Source organism: Slackia sp. CM382, from assembly GCF_000293015.1.
In the GTDB taxonomy this organism is placed as follows: Bacteria; Actinomycetota; Coriobacteriia; order Coriobacteriales; family Eggerthellaceae; genus Slackia; species Slackia exigua.
In genome coordinates, this window is the sequence record NZ_ALNO01000007.1 from 162173 (window position 1) to 189089 (window position 26917).

General features: G+C 64.4%; 24 protein-coding genes. 19 read left to right on the plus strand and 5 right to left on the minus strand.

Features of this window, described 5'->3' with window-relative positions:
• The first annotated feature begins 108 nt into the window (after positions 1-108).
• The 9 genes from HMPREF1155_RS03430 (at position 109) to HMPREF1155_RS03470 (ending at position 11482) form a co-directional block, all read left to right on the plus strand.
• Positions 109-1758, plus strand: coding sequence for a polyphosphate--AMP phosphotransferase (locus HMPREF1155_RS03430; protein ID WP_006362256.1), 1650 nt, complete (start codon positions 109-111; stop codon positions 1756-1758).
• 353 nt (positions 1759-2111) lie between these two features.
• Complete coding sequence (locus HMPREF1155_RS03435; RefSeq protein WP_050999260.1) at positions 2112-3155, plus strand: class B sortase; 1044 nt, start codon at positions 2112-2114, stop codon at positions 3153-3155.
• A gap of 96 nt (positions 3156-3251) precedes the next feature.
• Positions 3252-4697, plus strand: a complete 1446-nt coding sequence (purF, locus tag HMPREF1155_RS03440; RefSeq protein WP_009077138.1) for an amidophosphoribosyltransferase — start codon at positions 3252-3254, stop codon at positions 4695-4697.
• Positions 4698-4703: 6 nt separating this feature from the next.
• Complete coding sequence (purM, locus tag HMPREF1155_RS03445) at positions 4704-5759, plus strand: phosphoribosylformylglycinamidine cyclo-ligase (RefSeq protein ID WP_009077213.1); 1056 nt, start codon at positions 4704-4706, stop codon at positions 5757-5759.
• Between the two features lie 3 nt (positions 5760-5762).
• The gene (gene purN, locus HMPREF1155_RS03450; RefSeq protein WP_009077182.1) at positions 5763-6368 is read left to right on the plus strand and encodes a phosphoribosylglycinamide formyltransferase; all 606 of its coding nucleotides are present in this window, start codon (positions 5763-5765) and stop codon (positions 6366-6368) included.
• Positions 6361-7341, plus strand: a complete 981-nt coding sequence (locus tag HMPREF1155_RS03455; protein WP_009077275.1) for an XdhC family protein — start codon at positions 6361-6363, stop codon at positions 7339-7341. The genes purN and HMPREF1155_RS03455 overlap by 8 nt, the downstream gene beginning before the upstream one ends.
• 4 nt (positions 7342-7345) lie before the next feature.
• Positions 7346-8929 carry a bifunctional phosphoribosylaminoimidazolecarboxamide formyltransferase/IMP cyclohydrolase gene (gene purH, locus HMPREF1155_RS03460; protein WP_009077418.1) on the plus strand — a complete coding sequence of 528 codons (1584 nt, stop codon included), beginning with the start codon at positions 7346-7348 and terminating at the stop codon, positions 8927-8929.
• 206 nt (positions 8930-9135) lie between these two features.
• The gene (locus HMPREF1155_RS03465) at positions 9136-10812 is read left to right on the plus strand and encodes an FAD-dependent oxidoreductase (RefSeq protein WP_238319083.1); all 1677 of its coding nucleotides are present in this window, start codon (positions 9136-9138) and stop codon (positions 10810-10812) included.
• A gap of 133 nt (positions 10813-10945) precedes the next feature.
• Positions 10946-11482 (plus strand): DNA repair protein Rad50, encoded by a 537-nt coding sequence (locus HMPREF1155_RS03470; RefSeq protein ID WP_238319085.1) that lies wholly within the window; start codon positions 10946-10948, stop codon positions 11480-11482.
• A gap of 111 nt (positions 11483-11593) precedes the next feature.
• Here HMPREF1155_RS03470 and HMPREF1155_RS03475 read toward each other — a convergent pair whose 3' ends face one another.
• Positions 11594-12346 (minus strand): class I SAM-dependent methyltransferase, encoded by a 753-nt coding sequence (locus HMPREF1155_RS03475; RefSeq protein WP_039993315.1) that lies wholly within the window; start codon positions 12344-12346, stop codon positions 11594-11596.
• Between the two features lie 111 nt (positions 12347-12457).
• Between HMPREF1155_RS03475 and HMPREF1155_RS03480 the strand changes: the two genes are divergently transcribed.
• The 4 genes from HMPREF1155_RS03480 (at position 12458) to mobB (ending at position 15752) form a co-directional block, all read left to right on the plus strand.
• A complete protein-coding gene (locus tag HMPREF1155_RS03480; protein ID WP_039993316.1) occupies positions 12458-13822 on the plus strand; it encodes an amidohydrolase family protein in 1365 nt (454 codons plus the stop codon).
• Positions 13789-14025, plus strand: coding sequence for a CASC3 protein CASC3 (locus tag HMPREF1155_RS03485; RefSeq protein ID WP_202898197.1), 237 nt, complete (start codon positions 13789-13791; stop codon positions 14023-14025). The genes HMPREF1155_RS03480 and HMPREF1155_RS03485 overlap by 34 nt, the downstream gene beginning before the upstream one ends.
• 84 nt (positions 14026-14109) lie before the next feature.
• A complete protein-coding gene (locus HMPREF1155_RS03490) occupies positions 14110-14442 on the plus strand; it encodes a YerC/YecD family TrpR-related protein (RefSeq protein WP_009077112.1) in 333 nt (110 codons plus the stop codon).
• 125 nt (positions 14443-14567) lie between these two features.
• Entirely contained in the window at positions 14568-15752 is a 1185-nt protein-coding gene (mobB, locus tag HMPREF1155_RS03495) for a molybdopterin-guanine dinucleotide biosynthesis protein B (protein WP_238319087.1), read from the plus strand.
• A gap of 75 nt (positions 15753-15827) precedes the next feature.
• Here mobB and HMPREF1155_RS09105 read toward each other — a convergent pair whose 3' ends face one another.
• Positions 15828-16169 (minus strand): winged helix-turn-helix domain-containing protein, encoded by a 342-nt coding sequence (locus tag HMPREF1155_RS09105; protein ID WP_039993319.1) that lies wholly within the window; start codon positions 16167-16169, stop codon positions 15828-15830.
• 280 nt (positions 16170-16449) lie between these two features.
• Here HMPREF1155_RS09105 and modA point away from each other — a divergent pair, with 280 nt between their 5' ends.
• From modA to moaC, 5 genes are all read left to right on the plus strand, one after another.
• Positions 16450-17367 carry a molybdate ABC transporter substrate-binding protein gene (modA, locus tag HMPREF1155_RS03505; RefSeq protein WP_009077168.1) on the plus strand — a complete coding sequence of 306 codons (918 nt, stop codon included), beginning with the start codon at positions 16450-16452 and terminating at the stop codon, positions 17365-17367.
• A gap of 145 nt (positions 17368-17512) precedes the next feature.
• Positions 17513-19081, plus strand: coding sequence for a molybdate ABC transporter permease subunit (gene modB, locus HMPREF1155_RS03510; RefSeq protein WP_039993274.1), 1569 nt, complete (start codon positions 17513-17515; stop codon positions 19079-19081).
• A complete protein-coding gene (locus HMPREF1155_RS03515; RefSeq protein ID WP_006362236.1) occupies positions 19071-20174 on the plus strand; it encodes a sulfate/molybdate ABC transporter ATP-binding protein in 1104 nt (367 codons plus the stop codon). The genes modB and HMPREF1155_RS03515 overlap by 11 nt, the downstream gene beginning before the upstream one ends.
• Positions 20175-20196: 22 nt before the next feature.
• The gene (gene moaA / locus HMPREF1155_RS03520; RefSeq protein ID WP_009077436.1) at positions 20197-21198 is read left to right on the plus strand and encodes a GTP 3',8-cyclase MoaA; all 1002 of its coding nucleotides are present in this window, start codon (positions 20197-20199) and stop codon (positions 21196-21198) included.
• A 165-nt stretch (positions 21199-21363) separates the two neighbouring features.
• A complete protein-coding gene (moaC, locus tag HMPREF1155_RS03525) occupies positions 21364-21864 on the plus strand; it encodes a cyclic pyranopterin monophosphate synthase MoaC (protein WP_009077280.1) in 501 nt (166 codons plus the stop codon).
• Here the strand turns inward: moaC and HMPREF1155_RS03530 are convergent.
• The 3 genes from HMPREF1155_RS03530 to HMPREF1155_RS03540 all read right to left on the minus strand — a co-directional run bounded on the left by HMPREF1155_RS03530 (position 21861) and on the right by HMPREF1155_RS03540 (position 24952).
• Positions 21861-22436, minus strand: coding sequence for a molybdenum cofactor biosynthesis protein B (locus HMPREF1155_RS03530; protein WP_009077132.1), 576 nt, complete (start codon positions 22434-22436; stop codon positions 21861-21863). The two genes, moaC and HMPREF1155_RS03530, sit on opposite strands and share 4 nt — an antisense overlap.
• Positions 22437-22638: 202 nt before the next feature.
• Entirely contained in the window at positions 22639-23907 is a 1269-nt protein-coding gene (gene glp / locus HMPREF1155_RS03535; protein ID WP_009077370.1) for a gephyrin-like molybdotransferase Glp, read from the minus strand.
• An 82-nt stretch (positions 23908-23989) separates the two neighbouring features.
• Positions 23990-24952, minus strand: a complete 963-nt coding sequence (locus tag HMPREF1155_RS03540) for a class I SAM-dependent methyltransferase (RefSeq protein ID WP_009077198.1) — start codon at positions 24950-24952, stop codon at positions 23990-23992.
• Between the two features lie 212 nt (positions 24953-25164).
• Here HMPREF1155_RS03540 and argS point away from each other — a divergent pair, with 212 nt between their 5' ends.
• A complete protein-coding gene (gene argS, locus HMPREF1155_RS03545; RefSeq protein ID WP_009077503.1) occupies positions 25165-26886 on the plus strand; it encodes an arginine--tRNA ligase in 1722 nt (573 codons plus the stop codon).
• The last annotated feature ends 31 nt before the right edge of the window (positions 26887-26917 follow it).

Genomic DNA, 26917 nt, shown 5'->3' on the forward strand with positions numbered 1-26917 from the left:
GGAAAGCTCTGATGCTCTGGTTACGGGTATTATAGTAACCGTACCGGGGCGCTTCGGCCCCGGGGAGGGCAGCAACCCGCGCAGCCCCGCGGCGAAGGGAGCGTATCCGTGCTCGAACAGGTTGATCTCGATCATAAGACGGCCAAGGAAGACTACAAGGCCGAACACGATGCCCTGATGGCCCGCCTCATCGTCCTTCAGGTGAAGGCGATGCAGGCCGGCATCGGCACCGTCGTGATGTTCGATGGCTGGAAGGGCGCGGGCAAGGGGAGCCGTATCAGCGATCTGGCGTACAACCTGGATGCGCGCTACATGAACGTGCATACGCTGTCGGATTTCGACGTGCATGCCCATAGGGAATTCTGCGAGAAGCATCCCGGCGTCACCGGATTCTATCCGTTCATGCAGGAGTTCTGGGGCGCGCTGGGCGAGCGCGGCCGCATGACGATCTACGAGCAGGGCTGGTACGCTGCGGCGCGCCGGCTCATGGCCAAGGGCGACGACCCGCAGGCCCGTGCGCGCGAAACCGTCGAATCGATCGGCGACTTCGAACGCATCCTCGCCGACAACGGCTACGTCGTGGTCAAGTTCTTCGTGCATATCTCCCAGAAGGAGCAGGAACGCCGCCTGCGCAAGCTGGCCGACAACCCCGACACTTCCTGGCGTCTCAAGGGCGGCGGGATTCCCGGCAAGGACGAGTACGCCGCGCGCTACGAGGAATTCGACAAGACGCTTTCGCTCACCGACGCGGACCATGCGCACTGGGTGCTCGTCAACGGCGAGGACAAGCGCACGGCAAACCTGACCATCGCCCGCACGCTCGTGACCGAGCTCGAGCGCGCCCTGTCGCGCAAGGAGGACCCCGCTGCCGCGGCCGCGGCGAGAAAGGCGGCCGAGAACAGCGCAGGCGCCCTGGCCCAGGCGACCGACCCGCGCACGCGCAGCGCCGAGGAATCCGCGCTCGTGCTGGAGGCGGCGCGCGCCCAGGCGGCCGAGCAGGCGACCTTCGCGCCTCGTCACTCGCGTTTCAAGATGGTCGACCGTCCGGTGCGCCTGGCCGATGTCGACAACACCCTCTCCCTCGCACGCGCGGACTACTCAAAGGCGCTCAAGGAGGAGCAGAAACGCCTCGGCGAGCTCGAGCTCAAGATGTATCGGGCCCGCGTGCCGCTCATGATCGTCTACGAAGGCGACGATGCGGCCGGCAAGGGCGGCAACATCAAGCGCGTGGCCCAGGCCATCGACGCGCGCGGCTACACGGTGTTTCCTTCCGCCGCGCCGACGAAGCCCGAGCTCATGCATCCTTTCCTATGGCGTTACTGGACGCGCCTTCCCAAGGCCGGGCACGTCGGTATCTACGATCGCAGCTGGTACGGCCGCATCCTGGTGGAGCGCGTCGAGGGATTCGCATCGCCCGAAGAGGTGTTCCACGCCTACGACGAGATCAACGAATTCGAGCGCGAGCTGGTGGAATGGGGTGCCATCCTGCTGAAGTTCTGGGTGGCCGTCGATCCCGACGAGCAGCTGCGACGCTTCGAGGAACGCGAGGCCAACCCTGCCAAGCAATGGAAGATCACGCCCGAGGACTGGCGCAATCGCGACAAGCATCCGCAGTACGCCGCCGCGGTCGACGATATGTTCCGCCTCACGTCGACGCCGGCGGCGCCGTGGCGCATCCTTGAATCGACCGATAAGCTCCATGCGCGCGTGAAGGCGCTGCGCACCATCAACAAGGCGCTCGAGGACCGTCTGGGGTAGGTCGGGTCATCTGCGGATCGGGTCCTCGGCTCCCAATATTTCAGGGCGGTAACGCCATGCTTCCGTTTGCATAATCATCGAGCATTGCAGTACCATATGAAGGAAACATGTGAAAATGATGTACGGAAAGCAGGAAGGGGGTCGCCATGACGTTATTCGGCCTGACGGTTCCGATGACGCTCATCTGGGTCATCGCAGCCATCGTCGTCGTGCTCGTCATCGCGTTCATCGTGAAGGGCTTCATCGACGAGATGAAGCACTAGGCCTGATATGTCAGACGCGCTTGCAGGAGCGTTTTGGACGGAGATGCCGCTTCGGGCGCATCCCCGTCCTTTTTTCGTTATCATGACGCTATGAAAGAGATCAAGAGAACCCATTCGCATCAGGAAAGCCGCACGCACGGACGGAGGAGCAGGGGATACGAGCCTGCGAAGTTCGGCATGCCTTCCGCGCGCCCGCAATCGGCGCGCGCGTACGCCGCCGCATCTCCCGAGGCATCCCAGTATGCCCGGGCGCGCTACGGCCAGCAGGCCGCCGTGAACCGCCGCAACCGCCGGGGCGACCACTTCCTTTCGTTCGTCATCGTGGTCGCAGCCGCGGTGTTCATCGCGTCGATCGTCGTGCTCGGCGTCATCTGGTACGGCTATCACAGCAGCACGAAGATGTACGACGACGTCGCCAGCCACGCCGTCATCAGCGAGGAAACGTCTGACCTGGCGAATATCACGATCGACTGGGATTACCTCAAGTCGGTCAACAAGGATGTCGTGGCCTGGGTCTATATGCCCGGCACCGAAATCAACTACCCGATCGTCAAAGGTGCCGACGACGATGAATACCTCTGGAAGAACTTCGATGGAGGCGAAGGCGCCATCGTCAAGAAAGGCTCCATATTCCTCTCCGGCGTCAACTCTCGCGATATGTCCGACGACCTGAGCTTCTTCTATGGTCACAATATGCATGACGGCACGATGTTCTCGCTGCTCGAGAAGATGGTGAACGACACGAAGCTCTTCGATGGGTCGCGCACGTTCTATGTGCTCACCCCCACCAAGAACTACCGATGCTCGACCTTCGCCCTCGACCGCGTGGACGAGACCAAGGTGGAGCTCATCCAGCCGACGTTCTCCTCGGCCGACGAATTCCAGGCCTATCTGAACGACCGCGTTTCGGAATCCCTCGTGTCCCTGCCTGGCGATGTGGACCTTTCCGGCATCTCCAAGTCGTTCGCGCTGGTGTCGTGCGCGGTGCATAACGACGGCACGCGCGTGATCCTCTACGGCGGCGTCGTGGATGCGGCGGCGCCCGCGAACGCGCAGGAACCGTCCGATGCAGGGGGTACCGAATCGGTCGACAACGTGGCGGAAGACGTGGAGGCGGACGTCGCGGCGCAGTAACGGAGCGGAGCGCGGCTCCGGCCCGGGCGGCCGGGGCCGTTCGGTTTCCCGGCCCGATGTCGCTCTCGTCGGCCGGTGCAAAAAGGGGAAGATGCCATGGCAACATCGATTTTTCCAGGCGAAGCGCCTGACCGCCCGCAGGAGGAGTGCGCGGTCTTCGGCGTGTATTCCCAGACCGACGACGTGGCGCGTCTGACCTGCTTCGGTCTGCAGGCCCTGCAGCACCGCGGCCAGGAATCCGCGGGCATCGCCGTGGGCGACGGCGACACGGTCACGGTCACCAAGGATCTCGGCCTGGTCACGCAGGTTTTCGACGAAGGCGTGCTCTCTGCGCTCAAGGGCAACCTCGCAGTCGGCCATTGCCGGTATTCCACCAGCAACAATGCGAATCCGTGGGCCTCTTCCCAGCCGCACATCTCCGCGATCGACGACGAGCTCGTCGCGCTCGCGCACAACGGCACCCTCGTCGACACGCGCGCCCTCAAGGCGTTCCTCGTCTCCGAGGGCGTCCAGTTCCGCTCATCCACCGACAGCGAGATCGCCTGCCAGGCCATCGGGCATTTCACGCGGCAGACGCATCATCTGCGCGAGGGGATCAAGGCGACGATGGAAGCCATCCGCGGCGCCTACACCATGGTGCTCGCATCGCCCCATGCGCTCTATGCGTTCCGCGACCCGAACGGCATCCGACCGCTTTGCCTGGGCGAGCTGCCCGACGGGCGCGGCTGGGTCGTCTCGTCCGAGACCTGCGGCCTCGATATCGTCGGCGCACGGTTCGTGCGCGACGTCGAGCCCGGCGAGATCCTGCGCATCGGCGAAGACGGCCTGTCCTCGTCGCATGGGCTTCCCGCCGGCGAGCATCGCGGCTGCATCTTCGAATACGTCTACTTCGCCCGGCCCGATTCCACGATCGACGGCCAGAGCGTCTACGAATCGCGCCGCTCCATGGGCCGCGAGCTCGCACGGGAATCGGCCGTTGATGCGGACCTGGTCATGGGCGTGCCCGACTCGGGCGTTCCCGCGGCCCTGGGCTATGCCGAGGAAAGCGGCGTCCCGTTCGCGGACGGCATCGTCAAAAACCGCTACGTCGGACGCACGTTCATCCAGCCCACCCAGGAAATGCGGCAGATGGGCATCCGCATCAAGCTCAATCCGCTGCCGTCGGTCATTGCCGGCAAGCGCCTGGTCGTCGTCGACGACAGCATCGTGCGCGGCAACACGTCCAAGCAGCTTGTCAGCATGCTGCGCGCCGCCGGCGCCACCGAGGTGCATCTGCGTATCTCGGCGCCCGAGGTCACGTGGCCGTGCTTCTACGGCATCGACACGCCGTCGCAGGACGAGCTGATGGCAGCCACGATGTCCAACGAGCAGATGCGTGAATTCATCGGCTGCGATTCGCTCGCGTTCATTTCGGTCGAGGGCCTGCGCGCGTCGGTCCGATCCGAGCACCGCACGTTCTGTGAAGCATGCTTCACCGGCCGCTACGTGGTCGAATTGCCGGACTATCTGAAAAAGACCTCGTTTCTCGCGAAGGAGCAGTGATCGCGCATGTCGCAAGTCACGTACGCCGACGCCGGCGTCGATATCGTAGAGGGCGCGGCTGCGGTCGACGCCATCAAGGACGCCGTGCATTCCACCTATCGGCCCGAGGTCATCGGCGATATCGGCGGATTCGGAGGCATGTTCTCCGCCGCCGCGTTCAAGGGCATGGAAGATCCCGTCCTCGTGTCCGGCACCGACGGCGTGGGAACGAAGCTCAAGGTGGCGCAGCTTCTGGGCACGCATGGCACGGTCGGCATCGATCTGGTCGCCATGTGCGTGAACGATATCCTGGCCTGCGGCGCCGAACCCCTGTTCTTTCTCGACTACATCGCTTCGGGCAAGATCGAGCGCGCGCATATCGCCCAGATCGTGGGCGGGATCGCCGACGGTTGCCGCCAGGCGGGCTGCGCCCTCATCGGCGGCGAGATGGCCGAACACCCCGGCGTCATGGATCCGGACGACTACGATCTTTCCGGCTTCACGGTAGGCGTCGTCGACCGTCCGCGCATGATCGGTCCTGAACGCGTGAAGGCGGGCGACGTCATCGTCGGCCTTGCATCGAGCGGCTTTCATTCCAACGGATATTCCCTGGTCCGCAAGGTGCTCATCGAGGGGCGCGACGCAGCCGGCTTGAATGTCGCGCGCGAAGACCTGGGCGGCCGCACGCTCGGCGAAGCCCTGATGGCGCCGACGCGCATCTACGTGAAGCCCGTCCTGTCGCTTCTGCGCGGTCTGCCGGGCGCCGTTCACGCGCTTGCGCATATCACCGGCGGCGGCATGACCGAGAACCTCGATCGCGCCCTTCCGTCCGACCTCGACGCCCTGGTCGATCGCGATGCGTGGGCCGTACCCGCCGTCACGGCGCTCGCGGTGGCCGAGGCGGGCCTTACGCGTGCCGAGGCGTTCAAGACGTTCAACATGGGCATCGGCATGGCGCTCATCGTCGCGTCCGACCGGGTGGAAGCCGTCGAGGCTGCGCTTGCCGAAGCCGGCGAGGCCCCCGTTCGCATCGGATCCGTCGTTTCCGGCGCCGGCGTCGTACGCTATCTGGACGAGGAGTAGGCCATGGTTCGCTTCGGGGTTCTGATCTCAGGGAGCGGCACCAACCTCCAGGCCGTCATCGACGCGATCGCGGCCGGCACGCTCGACGCCCAGGTTCCGATCGTCGTTTCGAGCCGGCCTGACGTCTACGGCATCGAACGCGCCCGCGCCGCCGGCATCGAAACGCTGGTGCTCTCGCGCGAGACGTACGCCGATCCGCGCGCAGCCGACGCGCGCATCGTGGAGGCGCTGCAGCGTGCCGGCTGCGACTACGTGGTCATGGCCGGCTACATGCGCAAGGTGACCGATGCCATCCTGGATGCGTTTCCCGACCGCGTGGTCAACCTGCATCCGGCGCTGCTTCCCGCCTTCAAGGGCGCGCACGCCATCCAGGACGCCTTCGACGCCGGCGTGAAGGTGACGGGCGTCACCGTGCATTTCGCCAACGCCGAATACGATAAGGGCCCGATCATCGCGCAGCGTGCGGTCGTCGTCGCGGAAGGCGACACGGTCGATGCGCTCGAGGCGAAGATCCATGCCGTGGAACACGAGCTCTACCCCGAAACGCTTGCGCTCATCGCCAGCGGCCGCGTGAGCGTGGGGGAGGATAGGAAGGTGCACGTTGCGTAGGTCCGCTCTGCTTGAGATCATCGATGACGTGGGGCATGGCGTCACGCCCGATCTGCTCCCCGAGGATTTTCCCTGCCTGGACGCGTGCGTCTCGGACAACCCGCATATCACGCCCGATGTCGCGACGCGCATCGCGGAAGGCCTCGGACGCGTGGACATCCCGACGTTCGAACGTGCCGTGCGCGCGATCGACGAAGGCGAGCTCGCCTGGATCGGGTTCAAGGTCGTGTTCGACGCCGAGGCCGCCCAAGCGAACGTGGATAACCAGGTCACCAAGAAATACGGCGAGGTGGGGAGCGCCGATGGGTCCGATCTGGCCTTCTTCGTAAGCGATGCGAAGGAGATCGTCGCGTCGCGCCCGTATTCGGCCCGCGACGCCTTCCAGATGAAGGACGTCACGCGCGGGCCTTCCATGCATAACGATCAATTCAATGGATTGACCTGGGTCTCCGTTCCTCTCTTCGACCCGGTTCGCGTCTGGCTGCTCGGCGCGAGCGACGCGGCCTCGGAGGTCGCGCGTCTGGCGCATCACGTCGGTTTCGCGGTCGAAGTCGTCGACGACGACCCGGCCTACGTGAACGAGGAGCGCTTCCCGTCCGCGAAACGCCATCTCATCGGCGATTTCTCCGAGCTGGGCGATTTGAAGGGCTCGTCGGCCGATTACGCCTGCGTGCTCACACGCGGCCATATGCACGACCACGAGTCCTGCGTCTGGGCATCGGCCCAGGGCATGCGCTACGTCGGCATGATGGGGTGCAAAGGCAAGAACGAACGCATCCACGACCTCTGCATCGCATCGGGCATGACCGAGGGGCAATGGGCGGCCGTCAAGCGTCCGATCGGGTTGAAATTCGGAGCGAAATCGCCTGCCGAGCTGGCTATCGCCATCGTGGCCGAGCTCGTGGACGTACGGTATAGGCAGCGGTACGACGCGCAGGCGCGTGCGCGGCATGAACAGAGTCTGGGAAGGTGACGGCATGAACGATCCTTGCGTGAAGCGGGTTCTCATCTCGGTGACGGACAAGACCGGCGTCGTGGACTTCGCCCGCGCGCTGCATGACGAGTTCGGGGCTGAAATCGTATCGACGGGCGGCACCGCGCGCGTCCTCGAGGAGGGCGGCGTGCCCGTGCGTCCGATCGACGACGTGACGGGCTTTCCCGAGATGATGGACGGTCGCGTGAAAACCCTGCATCCGAAGGTGCACGGCGGCCTTCTGGCCAAGCGCTCCAATCCCGCGCACATGGCCCAGGCCGCGGAGCATGGCATCGGCATGATCGACATGGTCGTCGTGAACCTGTATGCGTTCGAGAAGACCGTCGCCTCCGGCGCCGATGCCGCCGCCTGCATCGAGAACATCGATATCGGCGGTCCGAGCATGTTGCGCTCCGCCGCGAAGAACTTCGAGAGCGTCGCCGTGGTCATCGACCCCGAAAGCTACGGCGCCATCCTCGACGAGATGCGCGCGCACGGCGGCGCCACCACGCGCGAGACGCGCGCCCGTCTCGCGCTGCACGTGTTCCAGACGACGAACGCCTACGACGGCGCCATCGCCGGCTGGCTTGCGGGCCAGGTCGAAGGTGCCGGTGAATTTCCCGAGCGCCTGTCTATCGACCTGGTCAAGCAGCAGGACCTGCGCTACGGCGAAAATCCCCATCAGTCCGCGGCCTTCTACCGCCGCATGACGGCGACGCCGCACGCGCTGGTCAATGCGCGGCAGCTCAACGGCAAGCCGCTCAGCTACAACAATATCCTCGACACGGACGCCTGCTGGACCATCGTGCGCGAATTCGACGATCCGGCCGTCGTGATCCTCAAGCATCAGAATCCCTGCGGATCGGCCGACGGCGCCACCGTCGCCGAAGCCTTCGAGCGTGCGTTCGCGTGCGATACCAAGAGCGCGTACGGCGGTATCGTCGCGGCCAACAAGACGGTCTCGCTCGCCATGGTCGAAGCCGTCAACGCCCATAAGCTCTTCGTCGAGGTGCTGATCGCGCCCGATTACGAACCTGCGGCGCTCGAGCTGCTCCAGCAGAAGAAGAACCTGCGCGTGCTTGCGACCGGCGGCGTGGATGCGCTCGGGCAGGAGATGGAATTCCGCACCGTCGACGGCGGCGTGCTCGTTCAAGATGCCGACGTCGTGTCCGAAGCCGCCGATTCCTTCGCCGTGCCGACGAAACGCATGCCGACCGCCAAGGAGATGGACGACCTGCTGTTCGCGTGGAAGGTCGTCAAGGGTGTGAAATCGAACGCCATCCTGGTCGCGAAGGACCATGCGGGCATCGGCATGGGGCCGGGGCAGCCCAACCGCGTCGATTCCGCGAAGCTCGCGTGCGAACGCGCGCATGAGGCATGCGCGCGCATTGGGGTTGCGCCCGAAAGCCTGGTCGCCGCGTCGGATGCCTTCTTCCCGTTCCGCGACAACATCGACATGCTCGCCGGCTACGGCGTGACGGCCATCATCCAGCCCGGCGGTTCCATCAGGGATGATGAATGCATCCAAGCGTGCGACGAGCTCGGCATCGCGATGGTCTTCACCGGCCGCCGCCATTTCCGCCACTAGGCGCGACCGATCCCGCCGTCGATCGGCGGGGTCGGGCAAGGCGGTTTTTCGGATGCGGGGCGATGCCGAAGCTCTCGACAGACGCGCATGCGGCATGCGTGCTTGTGGCGTTCGGCGGTTGATAGTATGCTTGCGGATCGCCATGTCCAAGCGGCATGCGCCCGTCGCTCCCTGCGAGCGGCGCGTCGATCATTGGAGGGAAAGAAATGAACGAGATCAAGGGAATGTCGCGCCGCAATTTCCTCGCGGGCGCCGCCATGGCAGGTATCGCCGCGGCGGGCGCGGGCCTCGGCGGCTGCGCGCCCAAGACGGCCGAGGAAGGCGAGGAGTCTCCTTCGCCTGCCAAATCGTCCGATAAGAAGCATACGTGGGAGCAGGCTCCCGATCCGATCACCGACATCGTCAAGGACGTCGACACCGAGGTGCTCGTCATCGGCGGCGGCTATTCGGGCACCTGCTGCGCCCTGTCCGCCGGAGAGAACGGCGCCAAGGTCATTCTCGTCGAGAAGGATGCGGTCCTGAACGGCCACGGCGTCGGCGGCACGGGTGCGGTCGGTTCGCGCGCGCTCGACGAGCTCGGCATCTCCTTCGATCTTCCCGTCGAAATGGAGCGCTGGGTGTCCACCTGCGGCAACCGCTGCCGTGAATCCCTTGTGGCCAAGTGGTTCCGCGAATCCGAGCGTTGCATGAACTGGCTGCTCGACCTGGCCGAGAAGAACGGCGCCACCTGCATGGTCACCGTAGGATCCCGCTCTATCGTCCATCCCGAGATCGACTGCTACCACATGGTGTCCGGCGGCCCCCTGTTCGAACAGCACACCGTCGCCGACTTCGTCGAGTATATGTTCGAAGCCGAGGCGAAGGCCACGGGCAACGTTGAATTCGTCTACGAGTCGCCTGCGGTCCAGCTCGTGCAGGATGCCTCCGGCAAGGTCACGGGAGCCGTCTGCAAGGCCAAGGACGGATACGTCCAGTACAACGCCACGAAAGGCGTCGTGCTCGCGACGGGCGACGTTTCGTATAACGACGAGTATCTCGACGAGTTCGCCCCCATCGCCAAGAAGGTCATGGCGCGCCTGTGCGCCGACAAGGGCAATGTCGGCGACGGCCATAACATGGCTGCCTGGGTGGGAGGCTCCTTCCAGGCGGCGCCCTGGCCGACGATGATGCATCCCCAGGCCGCCGCGTTCTATCATGGCCCCTTCCTGTTCGTGAATCCCGACGGCAAGCGCTTCATGAACGAAGCCACCTGGGTCCAGGGCAAATGCGTGGGCATCATGGTCAACGGCGGCCACGACCATGCGTGGTCGATCTTCGACGCCAACTTCGAGGACGACAACACCGCCTCGCTGGAATACGGCGGCGGCATGTTCTGGGATTCCTTCCGCCCAGTCGGTTCCACTTATGCGGATGCCTCTGCCGCCAATGCGGCGACGGTCGAGAAGGGCGTGACCGATACCCCCGACAACTACAAGAAGGCCGACACCATCGAAGAGCTCCTCAAGCAGCTCGACGTCGATCAGGCCGAGGCGAAGAAGACCATCGACCGTTACAACGAGATCTGCGAGGCGGGCGCCGATACCGACTTCTTCAAGGAATCGCACTTCCTCTTCCCGATCAAGCAGGGCCCCTTCTATGCATGCAAGGTCGCTCCGGGCTTGCTGGGCGTGTGCGGCGGCATCCATATCTCCGACAACTTCGAGGTCCTTACCTCTGACAACAAACCGATCCAGGGACTCTATGCGATCGGCAACTGCGCGGGCGACATCTACGCCTACGACTATCCGATCAACGTCCAAGGCAACAGCCATGGCCGTTGCCTTGTGGAAGGCAAGTGCCTCGGCGAGCAGCTCGCCGGCGTGTACGACAAGGTGAAGGCCTAGAGGATCCGCGCGAATCCGGCGGGATCCGCGCGAATCTTGGGACGAAAGGCGCACTGCGCGCCGTGCAGACGAGAACGAAGGGACGGCTTCCCCGGAAAGGGCCGTTCCCCGCGCGATGCATGAGGTGATGCCGATGAAGGCCGGCGCCAGCACCTATACCGGCGATGTGGCGGACGAGGAATCCGTCGATGCGCTTTTCGACCGCATGAAGGAGCTCGTCGATCTGCTTCCCTCGATGGAGGAGAAGGGCCGACGGCTCCTTGCCGATGCGGCGGCGCGCCGCGCGTGCGAGGCGATGCGGTACCGCGAGGGGCAGGAACGCGAGCTCGCCTATGTACGGGGGCTGTTCGAGGAGCATTCGAAGGCGCTTGAGGCCGCGATCGCCGCGGGCGACGCGGAAGCCGAGGAGCGCGAACGCTACGCCACGTTACGCTTCGGGAATCAGATCGGCATCAAGAACGGCGCCGTCGCATCGGCGCGGCAGGCCGAGGAGGATCGTCTTGCGGAAGGCGGCTTCGACGGCATCGAGGCGGCCGAAGCCCGCATTCTTCCCGACGAGGAACGCGACGCGCTCGTGCGCGAGACCGATGCCTTCCAGGAGGACTACCGCACGACGCTCGAGGCCTGCCGGGTCGCGCTCGACGAGGAGGAATCCGGGCGAACCGAATAACGGGCGCGGGGCTTACGGATCTATTAGGAAGCGGCTTCGGAGCCGCTTCTTTCTTCCTGCGAACGGCCGGCGTTCGGACGAGGCGCGAACACGCTGTTCCGTCTGCGGGGCCTATTTCCGTCCCGTATGTACGGCGACGATGCCTCCAGCGTAGTTTTTCCAGCGCACATCTTTGAACCCGGCGTCGCGCATCATCTGGGCATACGTTGCCTGATCGGGAAACGCCCTGATGGATTGCGCAAGATAGACGAAGTCCGCGCGTTCGTGCGTGAACAGCTGCCCCCAGAAGGGGATCATCACCTTCAGGTATACGTGGTAGAGCGCCCGCCAAACGGGGTTCGGCGGCGTCGAGAATTCGAGGCAGGCGAACGTCGCGCCGGGTTTGAGAATGCGGTTGACCTCGCGCAGCGCGCGCATGCGGTCGGGCATGTTGCGGATGCCGTAGGCCATCGTGGCCGCATCGAAGCTCTCGTCGGAATAGGGGATGTCCTGCGCGTCCACGACTTCGAAATCCATGGGCACGCCCATGCTTTCGCCCGCCTCGAAGCGTTCTTGGGCGACTTCGAGCATCTCGGCGGTGTAGTCGGTAAGCTGGATATGGGCCGGAGGATTGCGGCGCGCGGCCGCGAACGATATATCGCCTGTGCCGCCTGCCAGGTCGATCATGCGGGAAGCGGGCGTCAGGCCGGCCGCGTCGACGGTACGGCGCATCCATGACCGGTACAGTCCGAAGCTCGAAAACGCGTTGAAGCGCCGGTACTGCCGCGCGATGGCTCCGAAGATGCGCCGCACGCGTTCTTGGGAAAGCTCGGCGGGCGCTTCGGCGCCGGTCGCCGTGTCGATGCTGTGCGATTCTTCGGTCATGCGCATGCCTGTTCATCGGGATTGTTTCGAGGGCGAAAAAAGATGCTCGGATGGGAGCCATTGGCCCAGCCGCAAAGTATAGCCCATGTCCTGATGCGCTATCATATCCACATGTTACTCTGCGCCCAACACATCATCCCGGTCACGGCGGAGCCCATCGAAGATGGCGCCGTTCTCGTCGTGGACGGCCGCATTGTCGAAATCGGCAGTGCCCAGCGGCTGAAAAGCCGCCATCCATCCGAAGAAGTGCGCGACTTCGGTCAGGCGGTCATCATGCCCGGCCTCGTCGACCTCCACACCCATCTCGAATACACGGCGCTGCGCGGGATCGTGCACGACGTCCCGTATGCCGAGTGGCTCGCCATCGAGCATAAGAAGGCCGACCAGATGACGCGCGACGAGCGCTACGATTCCGCATACCTCGGCTGTCTCGAGATGATCGCCGGAGGCGTCACCACGCTCGCCGAGTTCACGAGTTCCGGCGCGTCATGCGAAGCGCTGCACGACCTGGGCCTGCGCGCGCACGTCTATCGCAGCGTCGGCGCCACCGACAAGAACGCGGTGGACATCGCTTTGGACGAAGCCCTTGTCAACGTGAATCGTTGGAGGGGCGGCGTCGATGCCGACCGCATCGCCGTCGGCATCGCCCCCAAGGCGCTCCATGCCTGCCATCCGACGCTCTTCCGCAAGGTGAACGAGCTCGCCGCTCGGGAGAACCTGCCCATCGCCATGCATATCGCCGGCAGTTACGAGGAATACAAGTACATCAAGTACGGCTCCACGCCGCTTTCCGTGCGCGGCATCACGCGCGGCGAAGACACGCTGACCGATCGCCCGACCTGGCTTCCGACAGGCGTGACGCCGGTGAACTATGCACTGAACTGGGATGCCTTCTCCAGCCCGACCAACGTTTTGGCCGTCCACTGCGTGCATGTGGACGAGGACGACGTCAAGAAGCTCAAGCAGTACGACGTGGCGGTCGCCGTCAGCACGCGCTGCAACGCCCAGCTGGGCATGGGCCTTGCGCCGCTGCAGGACTTCCTGAGCTCCGGCCTGCGCGTCGGGCTCGGCACCGATTCGCCTGCAGCCACCGACACGGCCGATATGTTCATCGAGATGCGCTTGGGCATGCTCATCCATCGCGCGGTCGATCGCGAAAGCTTCCTGAGCGCTCAAACGATGCTCGAGCTCGCCACGATCGGCGGTGCGCGCGCGCTCCGCATGGAAGACGAGATCGGCAGTCTTGACGAGGGAAAGCGTGCCGACCTGATCGTCGTGGACCTTTCCGCGTCCCGTCAGACGCCGCTCGTCGATCCGGTCACGGCAGTGGTCACCGGCGCGTCGGCGTCCGACGTCATCTACACGATGGTCGGCGGCATGCCGCTGTTCGACCTGAGGAAACGGTGGGCAGGCGGTGCCAACGTCATCGACGCGGCGCGTCGATGCGCGAAGATTCGTACGAGGCTGAAGGGTTAATCGTGTCAAACCAGAAACTCACGGCAAAGCAGCGCGCGGCCAAGGTGGAGGCCGCCCAGCGGCGCGCCGAGGCGGCGCAGGCCAAGAAGGAAGCCACCGAACGGACCAGGAAGATCTTCACGATCGTCGTGTGCGTGATCCTCGTGCTTGCGCTCGGCATTCCCACGATCGCCATCGCGGCGATGGGCGGTGGGAAACTGTAGCGTTTCGCACCGGCGCTTTCGCGCTTTAGCGAAGTGGAGTACAATAGCGCATCGACATCCATTCGACGCATGCGAAGGACGAAGATGAGCGATTTGCGCACCCCCGAGGTTGAATCCCTGCTCAAGGTCCTTGTCACGCTTGATGATCCGGACCAGGTCTACGCGCTTCTGGAAGATTTGCTGACCATCAGGGAAATCAAGGAAACCTCCCAGCGCCTTTCCGTCGCGCGCCTGCTTGCGGACGGGCGCCCTTACACCACCATCGCTCAGGAGACGGGGGCATCGGCCACGACCATCGCCCGCGTATCCAAGGCGCTGAACTACGGGACGGGCGGATACGCGCGCGCGCTCGACATCCTCGCGTTGGAGGACGGCGCACCCGCCGACGGGGCGGGCATGGAGCCCCCTGCTTCGTAGGCCGCGCTTCGCAGGCACGGATTCTTCGAGTATGATGCGATTCCCTGCATGCGTGGCATCCAGCGCCCGCGTCGCGTCGACGCATTCGGATGCGCGCTGCGTTCGGCATATCCAAAGGGGGATTCATGCGGGAGCTGCATCGGCCGTCACCGGCGGTTTCGTTCGTCGGACGGCATAATTCAGGCAAGACGACGCTGCTCGAGAAGGTCATCGCCGAACTCGTCTCGCGCGGGCTGAACATCGGCACGATCAAGCATCATGGGCACCCCGATTTCGACATCGACATTCCCGGCAAGGATTCGTTTCGGCATCGCGCCGCCGGATCCGTGGACTCCGTCATCGTGTCCTCAGGTAAGATCGCACGCGTGACCAGCCTCGATCGCGATCTCGAATGCTCCGAGATCGTCAAGTGCATGCCCGATCACGATCTGATCATCGTGGAGGGCTACCGCAAGAGCGGCCTGGACGTCATCGAGCTGTTCCGCGCCGCGAGCGATCGGGACGTCGCGGCGGCCCGCGAGTTCTGCATCGATGCGACGATCGGCGGCGTCGCGCCCCAAGCCGTCGTCACCGACATGCCTGACGTCTCGGCGGTCTCGGCGGCGCACGGCATTCCGTCGTTCGGGTTCGAGGATATCGACGCCATCGCGACGTACCTCGAGAACGTGTATGCCCGTCCGAAGCTCACCGTGGTGGTGCAGGCGGGCGGCGAATCGCGCCGCATGGGGCAGAGCAAGGCGCTTGTAGGCTTTTTGGGCGAACCCATGATCACGCGCATCCTCCATCGCATCGCGCCTGCTGCGGACGAGATCGTCGTGACGACGAACGAACCCGACCGGCTCGCGTTCCTGCATGATATCGATTTCGGACGGCCGCTCCGCCTCGCGAGCGACGTCTATAAGGAACGCGGCGCGCTGCGCGGATTCTGCACGGCTATCGCTGCGGCGCGAACGCCGCTCGTCGCCTTGGTGGCGTGCGACATGGTCTACGCATCGCCGTCGCTCATCATCGCCGAGGCGGCGACGCTTCATGCCGAACGCAAGGATGCGGTGGTTCCCGTGACGCGTTTCGGGCTCGAGCCGTTCCATGCCGTCTATCGAAAGGATGCATGCCTCGATGCGACGCGCGAGCTCGTCGAGCATGGAAGCGTGCGCATGGTGGATGTGTTCGACCGTCTCGACGCGCGGTTCTACAGCCGCGAGGAAACGCGTGCGGCCGCGCCGGACGGCGGCTGCTTCATCAATGTGAACACGCCGGACGAGCTCGCGCATATCGAATCGTCCATCTTGGGCGATGGGGACAGGGGCTAGAGCCGGAGGCCAAGGCTCGGTATGGAGATCGGAATCCGCAAGGCCGGAAGCCGAGATCCGGCCTTGCGATCGGAGCTAGTCCCGAACGGTTTCTTCCAGGGCCTTCCGTGCGAAATCTCGGGTCTGCTCGAGCAGGCCGTCATAGGCCGCGAGGAGGTTCTCGCCTTCGCGCGTGAGCGTCGAGCCATGGGCTCCGGCACGGAAAAGCAGGTCGAAGCCGAGGTTCGTTTCGGCTGATTTCATGATGCGCCACGCCTTGCTGTATGCCATGCCCATCGATTTGGCGGCTTTATTGAGCGAGCCGGATTCCCTGACGCCGCGACAGAGGGCGGCAACGCCCTGGCCGAATGCCAGCGGTTCGGCTTCGGTGCCGATGCTGAGCCTGATGACCGGCTTGAGATTCGAAAGTTCGTTCATGGAAAGGCCCTCCTTTGCGACCGTGCGCATCAGGTCGTCGCGCGGACGCTGAACCGGTATTCTCCAATAATGGATAAGTATAGAGCATGCGGCGTCGGCCGTGTCGGACGAGAGCGCGACCGCACGGCTGTCTGGAATGCGGGACGCGGGCGCGTCCGTATGGCCGCCTGTGAAGCCGGAAGAATATTCTTGATTGATAATATTCATGCATGAGAATATTATTACCGTCACGCGGCCGATGCGGCCGTGCCATGCAGGAAGGGAAGCAAAGGGGTATGCCATGAAGAAATGGAAGGCGTTGCTCGCAGGAGCGTTCGCAGGCGCGCTCATCGCATCGTTCGTGCTTGTCGGGTGTTCATCATCGAACGATGGCGATCAGATGTCCTCGTCAGACGAGGGTTCGGCGGCGGACATGGCTGCGAAGGCCGATCCCGTCGAGCTGCATGTCTTCGCAGCCAATTCGCTGCAGAAGGCCCTGCCGGAAGTTCAGGAGCTTTACACCAAGGCGCATCCTGAGGTTTCCTTCGCGGATACTCAGTTCGAAGCCTCGGGCACGCTCGTGAGCAAGCTCGCCGGCACCGACGGCCAGACGCAGGCCCATGCCGATATCTTCATCGCGGCATCGACGAGCTCCATGGACAAGGCGGACAAGAACGGCTCCATCGACGCGTCCACGCGCCTGAACATGTTCAATAACGATCTGGTCCTCGCCGCCGCCACGAACAGCGACCTCAAGGTCGCCGATTTGGCGGACCTCGGAACCGATGCCGTCGATTCCTTCGCCATCGGCGAGCCCAATGCGGTTCCGGCCGGCAAGTACGCGCTGCAGTCCCTCGTCTCCGCCGGTTTGGCGACGTCTTCTCAGGCGGATGACGGCACGGTGTCCTACGAGTGGGACGCATCGGTCGCCGACAAGGTGAACGCCGGTGCGCAGAAGGTCGGCGACGTGGCTGAATACGTGAGCTCGGGCAACGTGCAGCTCGGTTTCGTGTACTCCTCCGATATCTACCGTTATGACGGGATCAAAGCCATCTACACCGTTCCGGCCGATATGCACAAGGCCATCGTCTATCCGGGAGCCGTGACGTCAGACTCTGCCAACGCGCAGGTCGCGCAGGATTTCCTGAACTTCTGCATGACCGATCCGGACGCTCAGGCCGTCTTCCAGAAGTACGGCTTCGAGCTGGCGGCCGCGTAGGCTGCCCTGCGGCCGGCGCATGCCGATTCGATCGAGCCCTGCCTCCTTCGCGGAGCGGGGCTCTTTTCATGCGCGGGAGCATATCGCGCGCAGCCTGCCTTCCGGAATATGGGTCGAATCGTTCTTTTCAAGCAGGGAAGGCCTTATGTCCGTTAAGATGAAGGCCGATTATTCTCAAGGGGGTACTATGACGCGCATGCGGAGAGGGATCGAAGCCGGGCCGAAGCGATGCCCGGCGGTCTCGCCATGCCGCGACGCCGTATGCGGCGTAGGGCGGCCGCGCATCCTCACGTCCCTTTTCGTCTCCATCCTGATCGTGCTTGCGTCGGTCCTCGCGGCAGGCTTTCTCTGCGTGCCGACGCATGCCTATGCGGACGAGGACGCGAGCGCGGCGCCGGCATCGGACGCCGCCGCCCCGCGCGATGCGTCGGGCGCCCCTCTGAGTCCGTCGGCGGCTAACCTCGAACGGGACAGCCAGGTCACGGTTTCCGCCGAGGCCGATGCAGCGGTGATGAGCGTCGCACGCGAAGGCATAGCGTCGTTCTCGCGGCAGAACAAGGGGACGAACCGCGATATCGATGGGCGTTACCTCGGGTATCGCTATGCGATGGCCGGTTCCGACGCGTTCTCCGTCATCGCGACCGATACGTCCGCGATCGTCTACATTCCCGCAAACGTCGCATCCGATCTAGGCATCGACGTGAACGATCCGGTATTCCAGGAAGAATTCCTCGTCACGCTGCGTGCGCTCGACGACGCGGCATCGAAAGGCGGTCCCACGCTCGCCGGTGCGGACCGATGCTTCTACTTCACGTCGAGCGAGTCCGTGTCCGCAGGCGACTACACGTATCGCTTCGCCGTGGAAGGCGAGGAGGGGCGCTTCTACGCGACGTGCACCCTCGAGGGGTCCCAGGATGGCAGCGCCGGTGCCGTGTATGCGGAATCGGGGTTCCTGACCGATGCGAACGACGTGGCCGTGACCCAGAAGGCCGAAGGCTTCGCCGCGCTCAAGCAATTTCTTGCCGATCTGGACTGGTCGCCGCTCTGGGTTTCCCTTAAGACGACCGGCGTGGCCGTCATCGTGATCTTCTTCCTAGGCCTGCTCGCCGCATGGGCGACGCTGCGCGTATCCGACCGTTTCAAGGGCATCTTCGACACGGTATTCACGATTCCCATGGTGCTTCCGCCGACGGTCTGCGGCTTTCTGCTCATGCTCTTCTTCGGCACGTCGACTGCAGTGGGCCGCTGGTTCATCGCGCACGGCATCGATCTGGTCTTCACCTGGCCGGCCGCCGTCATCGCGTGCATCGTCGTCGGTTTCCCCCTGATGTATCGCACCGCGCGCGGCGCGTTCGAGAACCTGGACGGCGACATGCTGGACGCGGCCCGAACGCTCGGATGGGGCGAGGGGAAGATCTTCCTGCGCCTTATGCTGCCTTTGGCCTGGCCCTCCATTGCGGCAGGAACCGTGCTCGCATTCGCGCGCGCGATGGGCGAGTTCGGCGCGACGCTCTTCTTCGCCGGCAACTACGTCGGCATCACGCAGACCATCCCGATCGCGATCTACTATGACTGGATGGCGGGCAGAAACGACGTCGCGATTTTCTGGGTCATCGTCGTGATCCTGATATCGTTCCTGGTCATTCTCATCATCAATGTCTATTCGTCGCATACGCAGACGTACCGTCGGAAAGGGGCGGGACGTGAGTCTTAGGATCGATATCCGCAAGAAGCTCGCTTCGTTCGACCTCGAGGTCGCCTTCGAGGTCGAGTCGGAGACGCTCGGATTCCTCGGCGCGAGCGGCTGCGGCAAGTCCATGACGCTGCGCTGCATCGCCGGCGTCGAGGAGCCTGACGAGGGCATCATCGAAGTGAACGGCACGACCTACTTCGATTCCGCGGCAGGGATCGACCTGTCGCCGCAGAAGCGCAAGACGGCGCTGCTCTTCCAGAGCTTCCAGCTGTTCCCGCACTTGACGGTGGCCGACAACATCGCGGCGGGCATCGGCCGCGACGCGGGCGAAGCCGACCGCGCCGCCGCAGTTGCGCGGCAGATCAGACGGTTTTCGCTCGAGGGGCTCGAGAAGCGCTTTCCTTACCGCCTGTCGGGCGGCCAGCAGCAGCGTGTGGCCCTCGCGCGCATGATCGCGGCGCAGCCGGGCATCCTGATGCTCGACGAGCCGTTCTCCGCGCTCGACGCGCATCTGAAAAGCGAGCTCGAACAGGATCTTCTTGCTCTCTTCGAATCTTTCGAGGGAAGCATCCTGTATGTGAGCCACGATATCGACGAGGCGTTCCGCTTCTGCGACCGCATCGCGGTGGTAGAGGAAGGGCATATCCGCGAAATCGCTCCGAAGCGCGATATCGTGAGCGACCCGCAGACTCTTGCGACCATTCGCCTTTCGGGGTGCAAGAACACGACCGAGGCGCAAAAGGCAGGCGATCACGAAGTGTTCCTCCCCTCGTTCGGCGTGACGGTCCGCTGCGCGCAGAACGTACCTGATGACGTGCGATTTTTCGGCGTCCGCGCATTCCGCATCCGACGCGCGCGGCACGAGGGGCGCAATGTCTTCCGCGTACGCGTGGACCGTGCGAGCGATTCGCGCTTCGAACGTACGGTCATGGTCTCGTTCCTGGACGGTGCACCGATCTCATCAGGTGCGGCGGACGAGAGCGAGCGGTTCGCCCAGACCCATCTCCAGTGGAAGGTGGACAAATTGGCGACATGCGAGGCCGATGTGCCTTGCAAGGGCGACGAGCTGCTGATAGAAATACCTGAAGAGTTCGTATACGTCGTCACGCGATGATGGCGGCGGGTTGGGGGCGCACATGATCGACTCTCATGGCAGAGTCATCGATTACCTGCGGATATCGCTGACGGATCGATGCAATTTCCGGTGCATCTACTGCATGCCCGAAGAAGGCGTGTGCTCGCTGGGGCATGACGCCATCTTGAGGCTCGAGGAAATCGAGCGCATCGTAAGCGTCGCGGCCGGCATGGGCATATCCCATGTCCGTTTGACAGGCGGCGAGCCTTTGGTTCGCAAGGGCGTCGTCGACCTGATCGCGGCCATGAAGAAGACCGAAGGCATCGAAAGCATCGCGCTCACGACGAACGGCGCGTTGCTGCCGCTCATGGCGGACGATCTCGCGCGCGCGGGTCTTTCCCGCGTGAACATCTCGCTCGATACGCTCGACCCGGTGCAATTCCGCACGATCACGAGGCGCGGCAACGTGGAAGACGTGCTCGAGGGAATCGATGCGGCCCTTGTAGCGGGGCTCGATCCGGTGAAGATCAATTCGGTCGTCGTGCGCAGCCTGGATCAGGATCTGTACGGCTTCGCACGGATGTCCTTCGACCGCCCGCTGCACATGCGCTTCATCGAATACATGCCGGTGGGGGAAAGCGCCGGGTCGGACGGCACGGGCTGGGGCCGGGACGACGTGGTTCCGAGCGAGGAGGTCATAGGACTCATCAACGCCCGCGCGCGCAAGGAAGGCGTGGAAGAGCTGGTTGCGGCCTGCGCCCATGCGCCTACGGGCTGGGGTCCGGCGCGTTACTATGAGTTTCCGGGCGCACTCGGCACCGTGGGCGTCATCTCGCCGCTGTCGAAGCATTTCTGCAGCACGTGCAACCGCCTGCGCATGACGGCCGACGGCAAGATCCGTCCCTGCCTGTTCAGCGACGTGGAGTTCGATATGCGCGCGGCCGTGCGCGAAGGGACCGACGACGACATCCGGCGCGTGTTCCTGAACGCGCTGGGCATGAAGCCCGACGATCATCACGATCGCGTCGGCACCGAACGCACGATGTCGCAGATCGGCGGATAAGGGATGCAGAACGACTGACGATACGGAGCCGTTCGGAGACATGCATGCAACGCGCGCAGTTCCGCACGAGCCGAACGTGCCGCTGGCACGTTCGTGCGAGCCCAGGACTGTTTGAGCACGTGCATGCATGTCTCCGAACGGCGCACGAAGCGAAAGGGAGGGCATATGGCCGATCAGAAGCTTACGCACATCGACGAGAAGGGCGATGTGCGCATGGTCGACGTATCGGAGAAGGACGACACGAAGCGCGTCGCGGTTGCCGAGGGGTTCATCGCCATGCACGCGGAAACGTTGGAGATGATCACGAGCGGCTCGGCGGCGAAGGGCGATGTGCTCGCATGCGCGCGCGTCGCGGGCGTGATGGCTGCGAAGAAGACGAGCGAGCTCATCCCGATGTGCCATCCGCTCATGATCACGAAAGCCAAGGTCGAATGCCTTCCGGTGGGTCCGGGCGAGCGCGAGGACGGACGCGTCGGCATCCATGTGACGACGACCTGCGGCGTCATGGGCAAGACCGGCATCGAGATGGAAGCGCTCACCGCGGCGAGCGTCGCATGCCTGACGGTCTACGACATGTGCAAGGCCGTCGACCGCGGCATGGAGATCATGGATGTCCGTCTGCTCAAGAAGGACGGCGGCAAGACGGGTCTGTGGCTGAGGGGCTAGACCCGAGGCGCGGCTTCGTTCTCAGGATGCTTTCCGCCCGCCATCATCGAGACAGCATGGGGAAGCACGGAGGCGACGGCGTCCCAATTCTCGCGCGCGGCCTTCTCGCTGCCGGGGAGGTTGATGACGAGCGTCGAGCCGCGCTGGGCGCAGACGGCGCGCGAGAGCATGGCGCGCGGCGTGACGGCCATGCTGCAGGCGCGCATGCCTTCGGCGATGCCGGGAACCGTGCGGTCGCAGACGTCGAGCGTGGCCTCGGGGGTTACGTCGCGCGGCGAGAGGCCGCTTCCTCCGCAGGTCAAAACGATGTCGATTCCATCCATATCGGCGAGTCGCGCGATCTGGGCGGAGATGGCCGCACGGTCGTCAACGACGACGACGCGCTCGACGCAGGTCCATCCGCGTTCGGCTATGAGCTCCTCGAGCGCCGCACCGGCGCTGTCTTCCTTTTTGGAGCGCGTGTCCGAGCAGGTCAGAATCGCGAATACGGGGTTCGGTTCTTCGTGATGGCGATGGTCGTGGACGGGGCGGCTTTCGCGGCCCAGTCCGGTTGCGGCGGATCGTTCGGTCAAGGGAGTTCCTTTCAAGTCGGGTTCGGAAGGGCAGGCCGGTTTCGAGGGCGGAGCGGGTTCGGGCGACCTTCGTCTCGACTGACGAGGCCCCGCGGTGCGGAATCAGGGTGCCCGTCGGTTCTGCGTAGAGCTCCGCGTCGCGGAATCGCGTCTCGATCGATCACGCGGAATCCTGCGCTGCGGGGCCGCAGGTACGGATATGTTACAGCGCGACCTCCTCGGGGACATCGAGTAGGATGCATTCAACCAGGTCGCCGGCATGGATGGGATCCGTTCCTTCGGGCATGACGGCGACGCAGTTGGATTTCTGAATGACGCCGAAAAGCCCGGAGCTCTGGTTCTTCGCGGGCGTCACGACACGCGCGCCGTCGGGCGTGCGCGTGAGGGTCGCGCGCAGGAAGATGCGACGCGGATCCTTCTTCTTCCGATCGGATGCGATGGCGGCGAACACGTGCGGATGCTCGAGCGCGGCGTATCCCTGCATCGTGCGCAGCGCCGGACGGATGATGAGCTGGAAGCCCATGTACGCCGCGGCCGGATTGCCGGGCAGGCCGAATACCGGCGTGCCGTTCACCAGGCCGAAGGTCTGAGCCTTTCCCGGACGCATGTTCACGGTGGTCATGAGGAGGTCGCCGAGCTTTTCGACGACGGGCTTGATGAAGTCGTAGTCGCCGTTCGAGGCCCCGCCGGTCGTGATCACGAAGTCGTGCGTGGCGGACAGCGCCTCGATGGCATCGGCGAGCGCATCGAAGTCGTCGGGCATGATGGGCTGCATGTCGGCGATGCCGCCGGCCTCGCGCACGCAGGCGGCTATGGCGTAACCGTTGGAGTTGCGGATGCGGCCCGGTTCGGGGACGGCGGGCGGTTCCACGAGCTCGCTGCCGATAGGGATGATCGCGACGCGCGGACGGCGGTGCACGGCGATCCGAAGCGCCCCGCATCCGGCGAGGAAGCCGACGCCCGCCGCGGAGATGACTTCGCCGGCCTCGATGACCGTCTCGCCCGCACGTGCCTCTTCGCCGGCTTCGCGGATATTGTCGCGCAGCTTGGGGGCGTGCGTGAAGCGCACGCGGCTGCCTGTCTTGCCGTCGCCTTCGACGGTGTCCACGATTTCATACTTGACCACGGCATCCGCATCCCCGGGAAGGGCCGCGCCGGTCATGATGCGCACGCACTGGCCGTGCGCGATGGGGCCTTCGTAGGTGGCGCCGGCCGGGATGTCGGCGATCACGTCGAGCTCGACGGGCGCTTCGGCGCATGCCGAGGCCACGTCTTCCCGGCGCATGGCGAAGCCGTCCATCGCGGCATGCGCGAACGGGCTGACGTCGATATCGCTTGCGATCCGCTCGGCTGCGACGCGTCCGACGGCATCGAGCAGATCGACCTGCTCGGAGTCGAGCCTGCGCACATGCGCGCAGGCGAGGGCGCGCGCGTCTTCGAGGGAGATCATCGAGGGTATGTTTCGTGCCATGGGGTTCCTTCCTTGTGCGAATCGTATGCTGCGCGCGATCGCCGCCTGCGACTCGATGGCGCGACGACCGCATATGCGGATTTCAATCGCCGAGGCGATCCTGTGCGGCCGCTCCGGCCGCCGGCCTTTCCGTCGAGCGCAAGGCCTCTTGTTCCCGATGCGTGTCGAGAAGCCAGGGGCCGTGTGTGCTCCATGAGATGAATGCCCAGGCCACATCGCGTGGCGCGTCGAGGCGGAAGGCTTTCTGGGGCATGCCCTTGCTATCGGGGCGCCCCGCGGTCTCGTTGGCGACCAGGTGCCGTTCGATCCAAGCATCGAGCCTGCGTTCGGCGGCTTCGCGCTCGCCTTCGGCGAAACAGGCCCCGCTGCCGTCGATCATGCCCGAGAACTTCGCGAATGCCTCGTCGCGCGTGGCGAAGGTGTCGCGGCGCTGCGAATGGATGTAGGACAGGACGGGCTCGCGCCCGGCCGCGGAAAGTATCCCGACGGCGAATGCATGCGTATGCATGCTTCGGGGCCTCACGCCGATTTCCGCGAGCAGGTTCTCATCGAGCTTGGGCGACGCGCCTGTGGCGACGGTGATGCAGCAGCGGGTGCGGGCGACGCGGTCGAGCTTGCACAGCGCGGCTTCCAGATCGGGCGTGCTGAGCGATCGCGACGCCACGGCGACATCCACGGCATCTTCGCCCATGCCGAAATCGTCCCAGTCGTCTTCCCATGCCATGCGCACGGTCCGGGGACGAAGAGGAGCATCGATGGATGCAGCCTTCGCGTTCAGCACCTCCAGCATGCCTTCGCTGAAGTCGGCCGCGCATACCCGATGGCCGAGCCTTGCGAGCGGCAGCGACACGGCGCCGGTGCCGCAGCCCATGTCGAGCACCGCCGCCCCGGGGTCGATGCACGCACGTTCGAGGAAGGCATCCGCATAGGCGCTCTTCTTGTCGGTGTTGTCGAAGCGCTTCGCGCGGGCCGACCATGCGTCGGCGCTGTCCGTGGCGTTTCGCAGCTTCTGCCCGCGGCGCCATTCCTCGCCGAAGTCGATCATGCGTCCCCCTTCCTGCGCCGCGTGGCGCATGAATTATCCTCAACCCATAATAGCCTGTGCGGGCGTGCGTGGGGCGTACTTTGTGTAAGGGGCTTGGAGCTGCGGATAGGCGAATTCCGTATGCTACAATGCAACGGTTTACGAGGAAGGATGCCGCATTCCGCAACCTCGGCGGTGCCTCTCCTTCCACCTGTCTGCGAAAGGGATCGACCATGCAACCACGTGAGGATTTGGGTAAGCTCGTCCAGTCTGCCCTGAGTGCATCCATTGCCTCGGGCGCCATCCAGCTCGAAGAGGTTCCTGAGATCCTCCTCGAACGCCCTCGCGATGTCGGACACGGCGATTGGTCCACGCCTGTCGCGCTGCGCTGCGCCAAAGCCGCTCATAAGAACCCGCGCGAGATCGCCCAGACGATCGTCGATGCGCTGCCCGAGGCCGATTTCGTCGAGCAGGTCGAGATCGCGGGGCCCGGCTTCATCAACTTCTATCTGAAGGACGGGGCGCTCCAGAACGTCATCGCCGACGTGCGCGCCCAAGGCGCCGACTACGGCAAGGGCGAGATTCCCGAAGGCATGCGCAAGGTGCTGATCGAATACATCTCGTCCAACCCGACGGGCCCCATGCACGTGGGCCACGGCCGCTGGGCCGCGCTCGGCTCCGCCATGGCCAAGCTCATGCAGCATGCCGGCTACGAGGTCGATGAAGAGTTCTACATCAACGACCATGGCGTTCAGATGGACAAGTTCGGCCAGTCCATCGTCGCACGCTACCTGACGCAGCTCGGGCATGAGACCGAGGTCCCCGAGGGCGGCTACAACGGCGGCTACGTCAACGACATCGCCCGAGCGCTCATCGAGCGCGACGGCGATCGCTGGGTGAATGCCGACGAGCACGAGCGCATGGTCGAGTTCCGCGAGTTCGGCTATGCCGCCCTTCTCGAGAACATCCGCAAGGTCTGCGACGAATTCGGCACCGTGTTCCAGTACTGGCAGTCCGAGCGCGAGCTCTACGTGCCGAATGAGAAATGGGACGGCATGTCGCCGGTCGACTACTGCCTGTCCAAGCTGCGCGAGAACGGCGATGTCTACGACAAGGACGGCGCGGTGTGGTTCCGCTCCTCCAAATACGGCGACGAGAAGGACCGCGTCGTCATCAAGAGCGACGGCGAATACACCTATTTCGCATCCGATGTGGGATACCACTACATCAAGAAGCTTCGCGGCTACGACAAGCTCATCGATATCTGGGGCGCCGACCATCACGGCTACATCCCCCGCGTCGCCGCCGTTCTGGCCGCCATGGGCTATCCGGGGGCCCTCGAGGTTCCTCTGGGCCAGCTCGTCAACCTGTTCCGCGGCGGCAAGCCGGTCCGCATGTCCAAGCGCACGGGCGAGATGATCACCTTCGAAGAGCTCATCGAAGAGGTGGGCGTCGACGCCACGCGTTGGAAGATGCTCGAGCGCTCGACCGACCAGCCGATCGACTTCGACATCGAAGAGGCCAAGAAGCAAGACGCGTCCAACCCGGTCTACTACGTGCAGTACGCACATGCGCGCATCTGCTCGCTCCTGCGCAACGCCGCCGGCCATTCGGGCGAAGACAACCTGGACATGTCCGCCGTCGCCTCCGAATGCATTCCGGCCGACGTCGATCTGTCGCTGCTCACCGAAGAATCCGAGCTCGCGCTCATGCGCAAGATGAGCGAATTCGGCGACCTGGTGGCGCTGGCCGCCCGCGATCGCGCCCCGTTCCGCCTGACGCATTACGCTCAGGAGCTCGCCGGCATGTTCCATCAGTTCTATACGAACTGCCCGGTGCTCAAGGCCGAGGACGAAGCGCTCAAGCAGGCGCGCCTCGCGCTGGCCGATGCGACGCGCATCGTGCTCGAGATTGCGCTCGGCATCATGGGCATCTCTGCTCCGCAGCGCATGTAGGCTGTTCGAGCGCTACCGTTACCTGAGACTA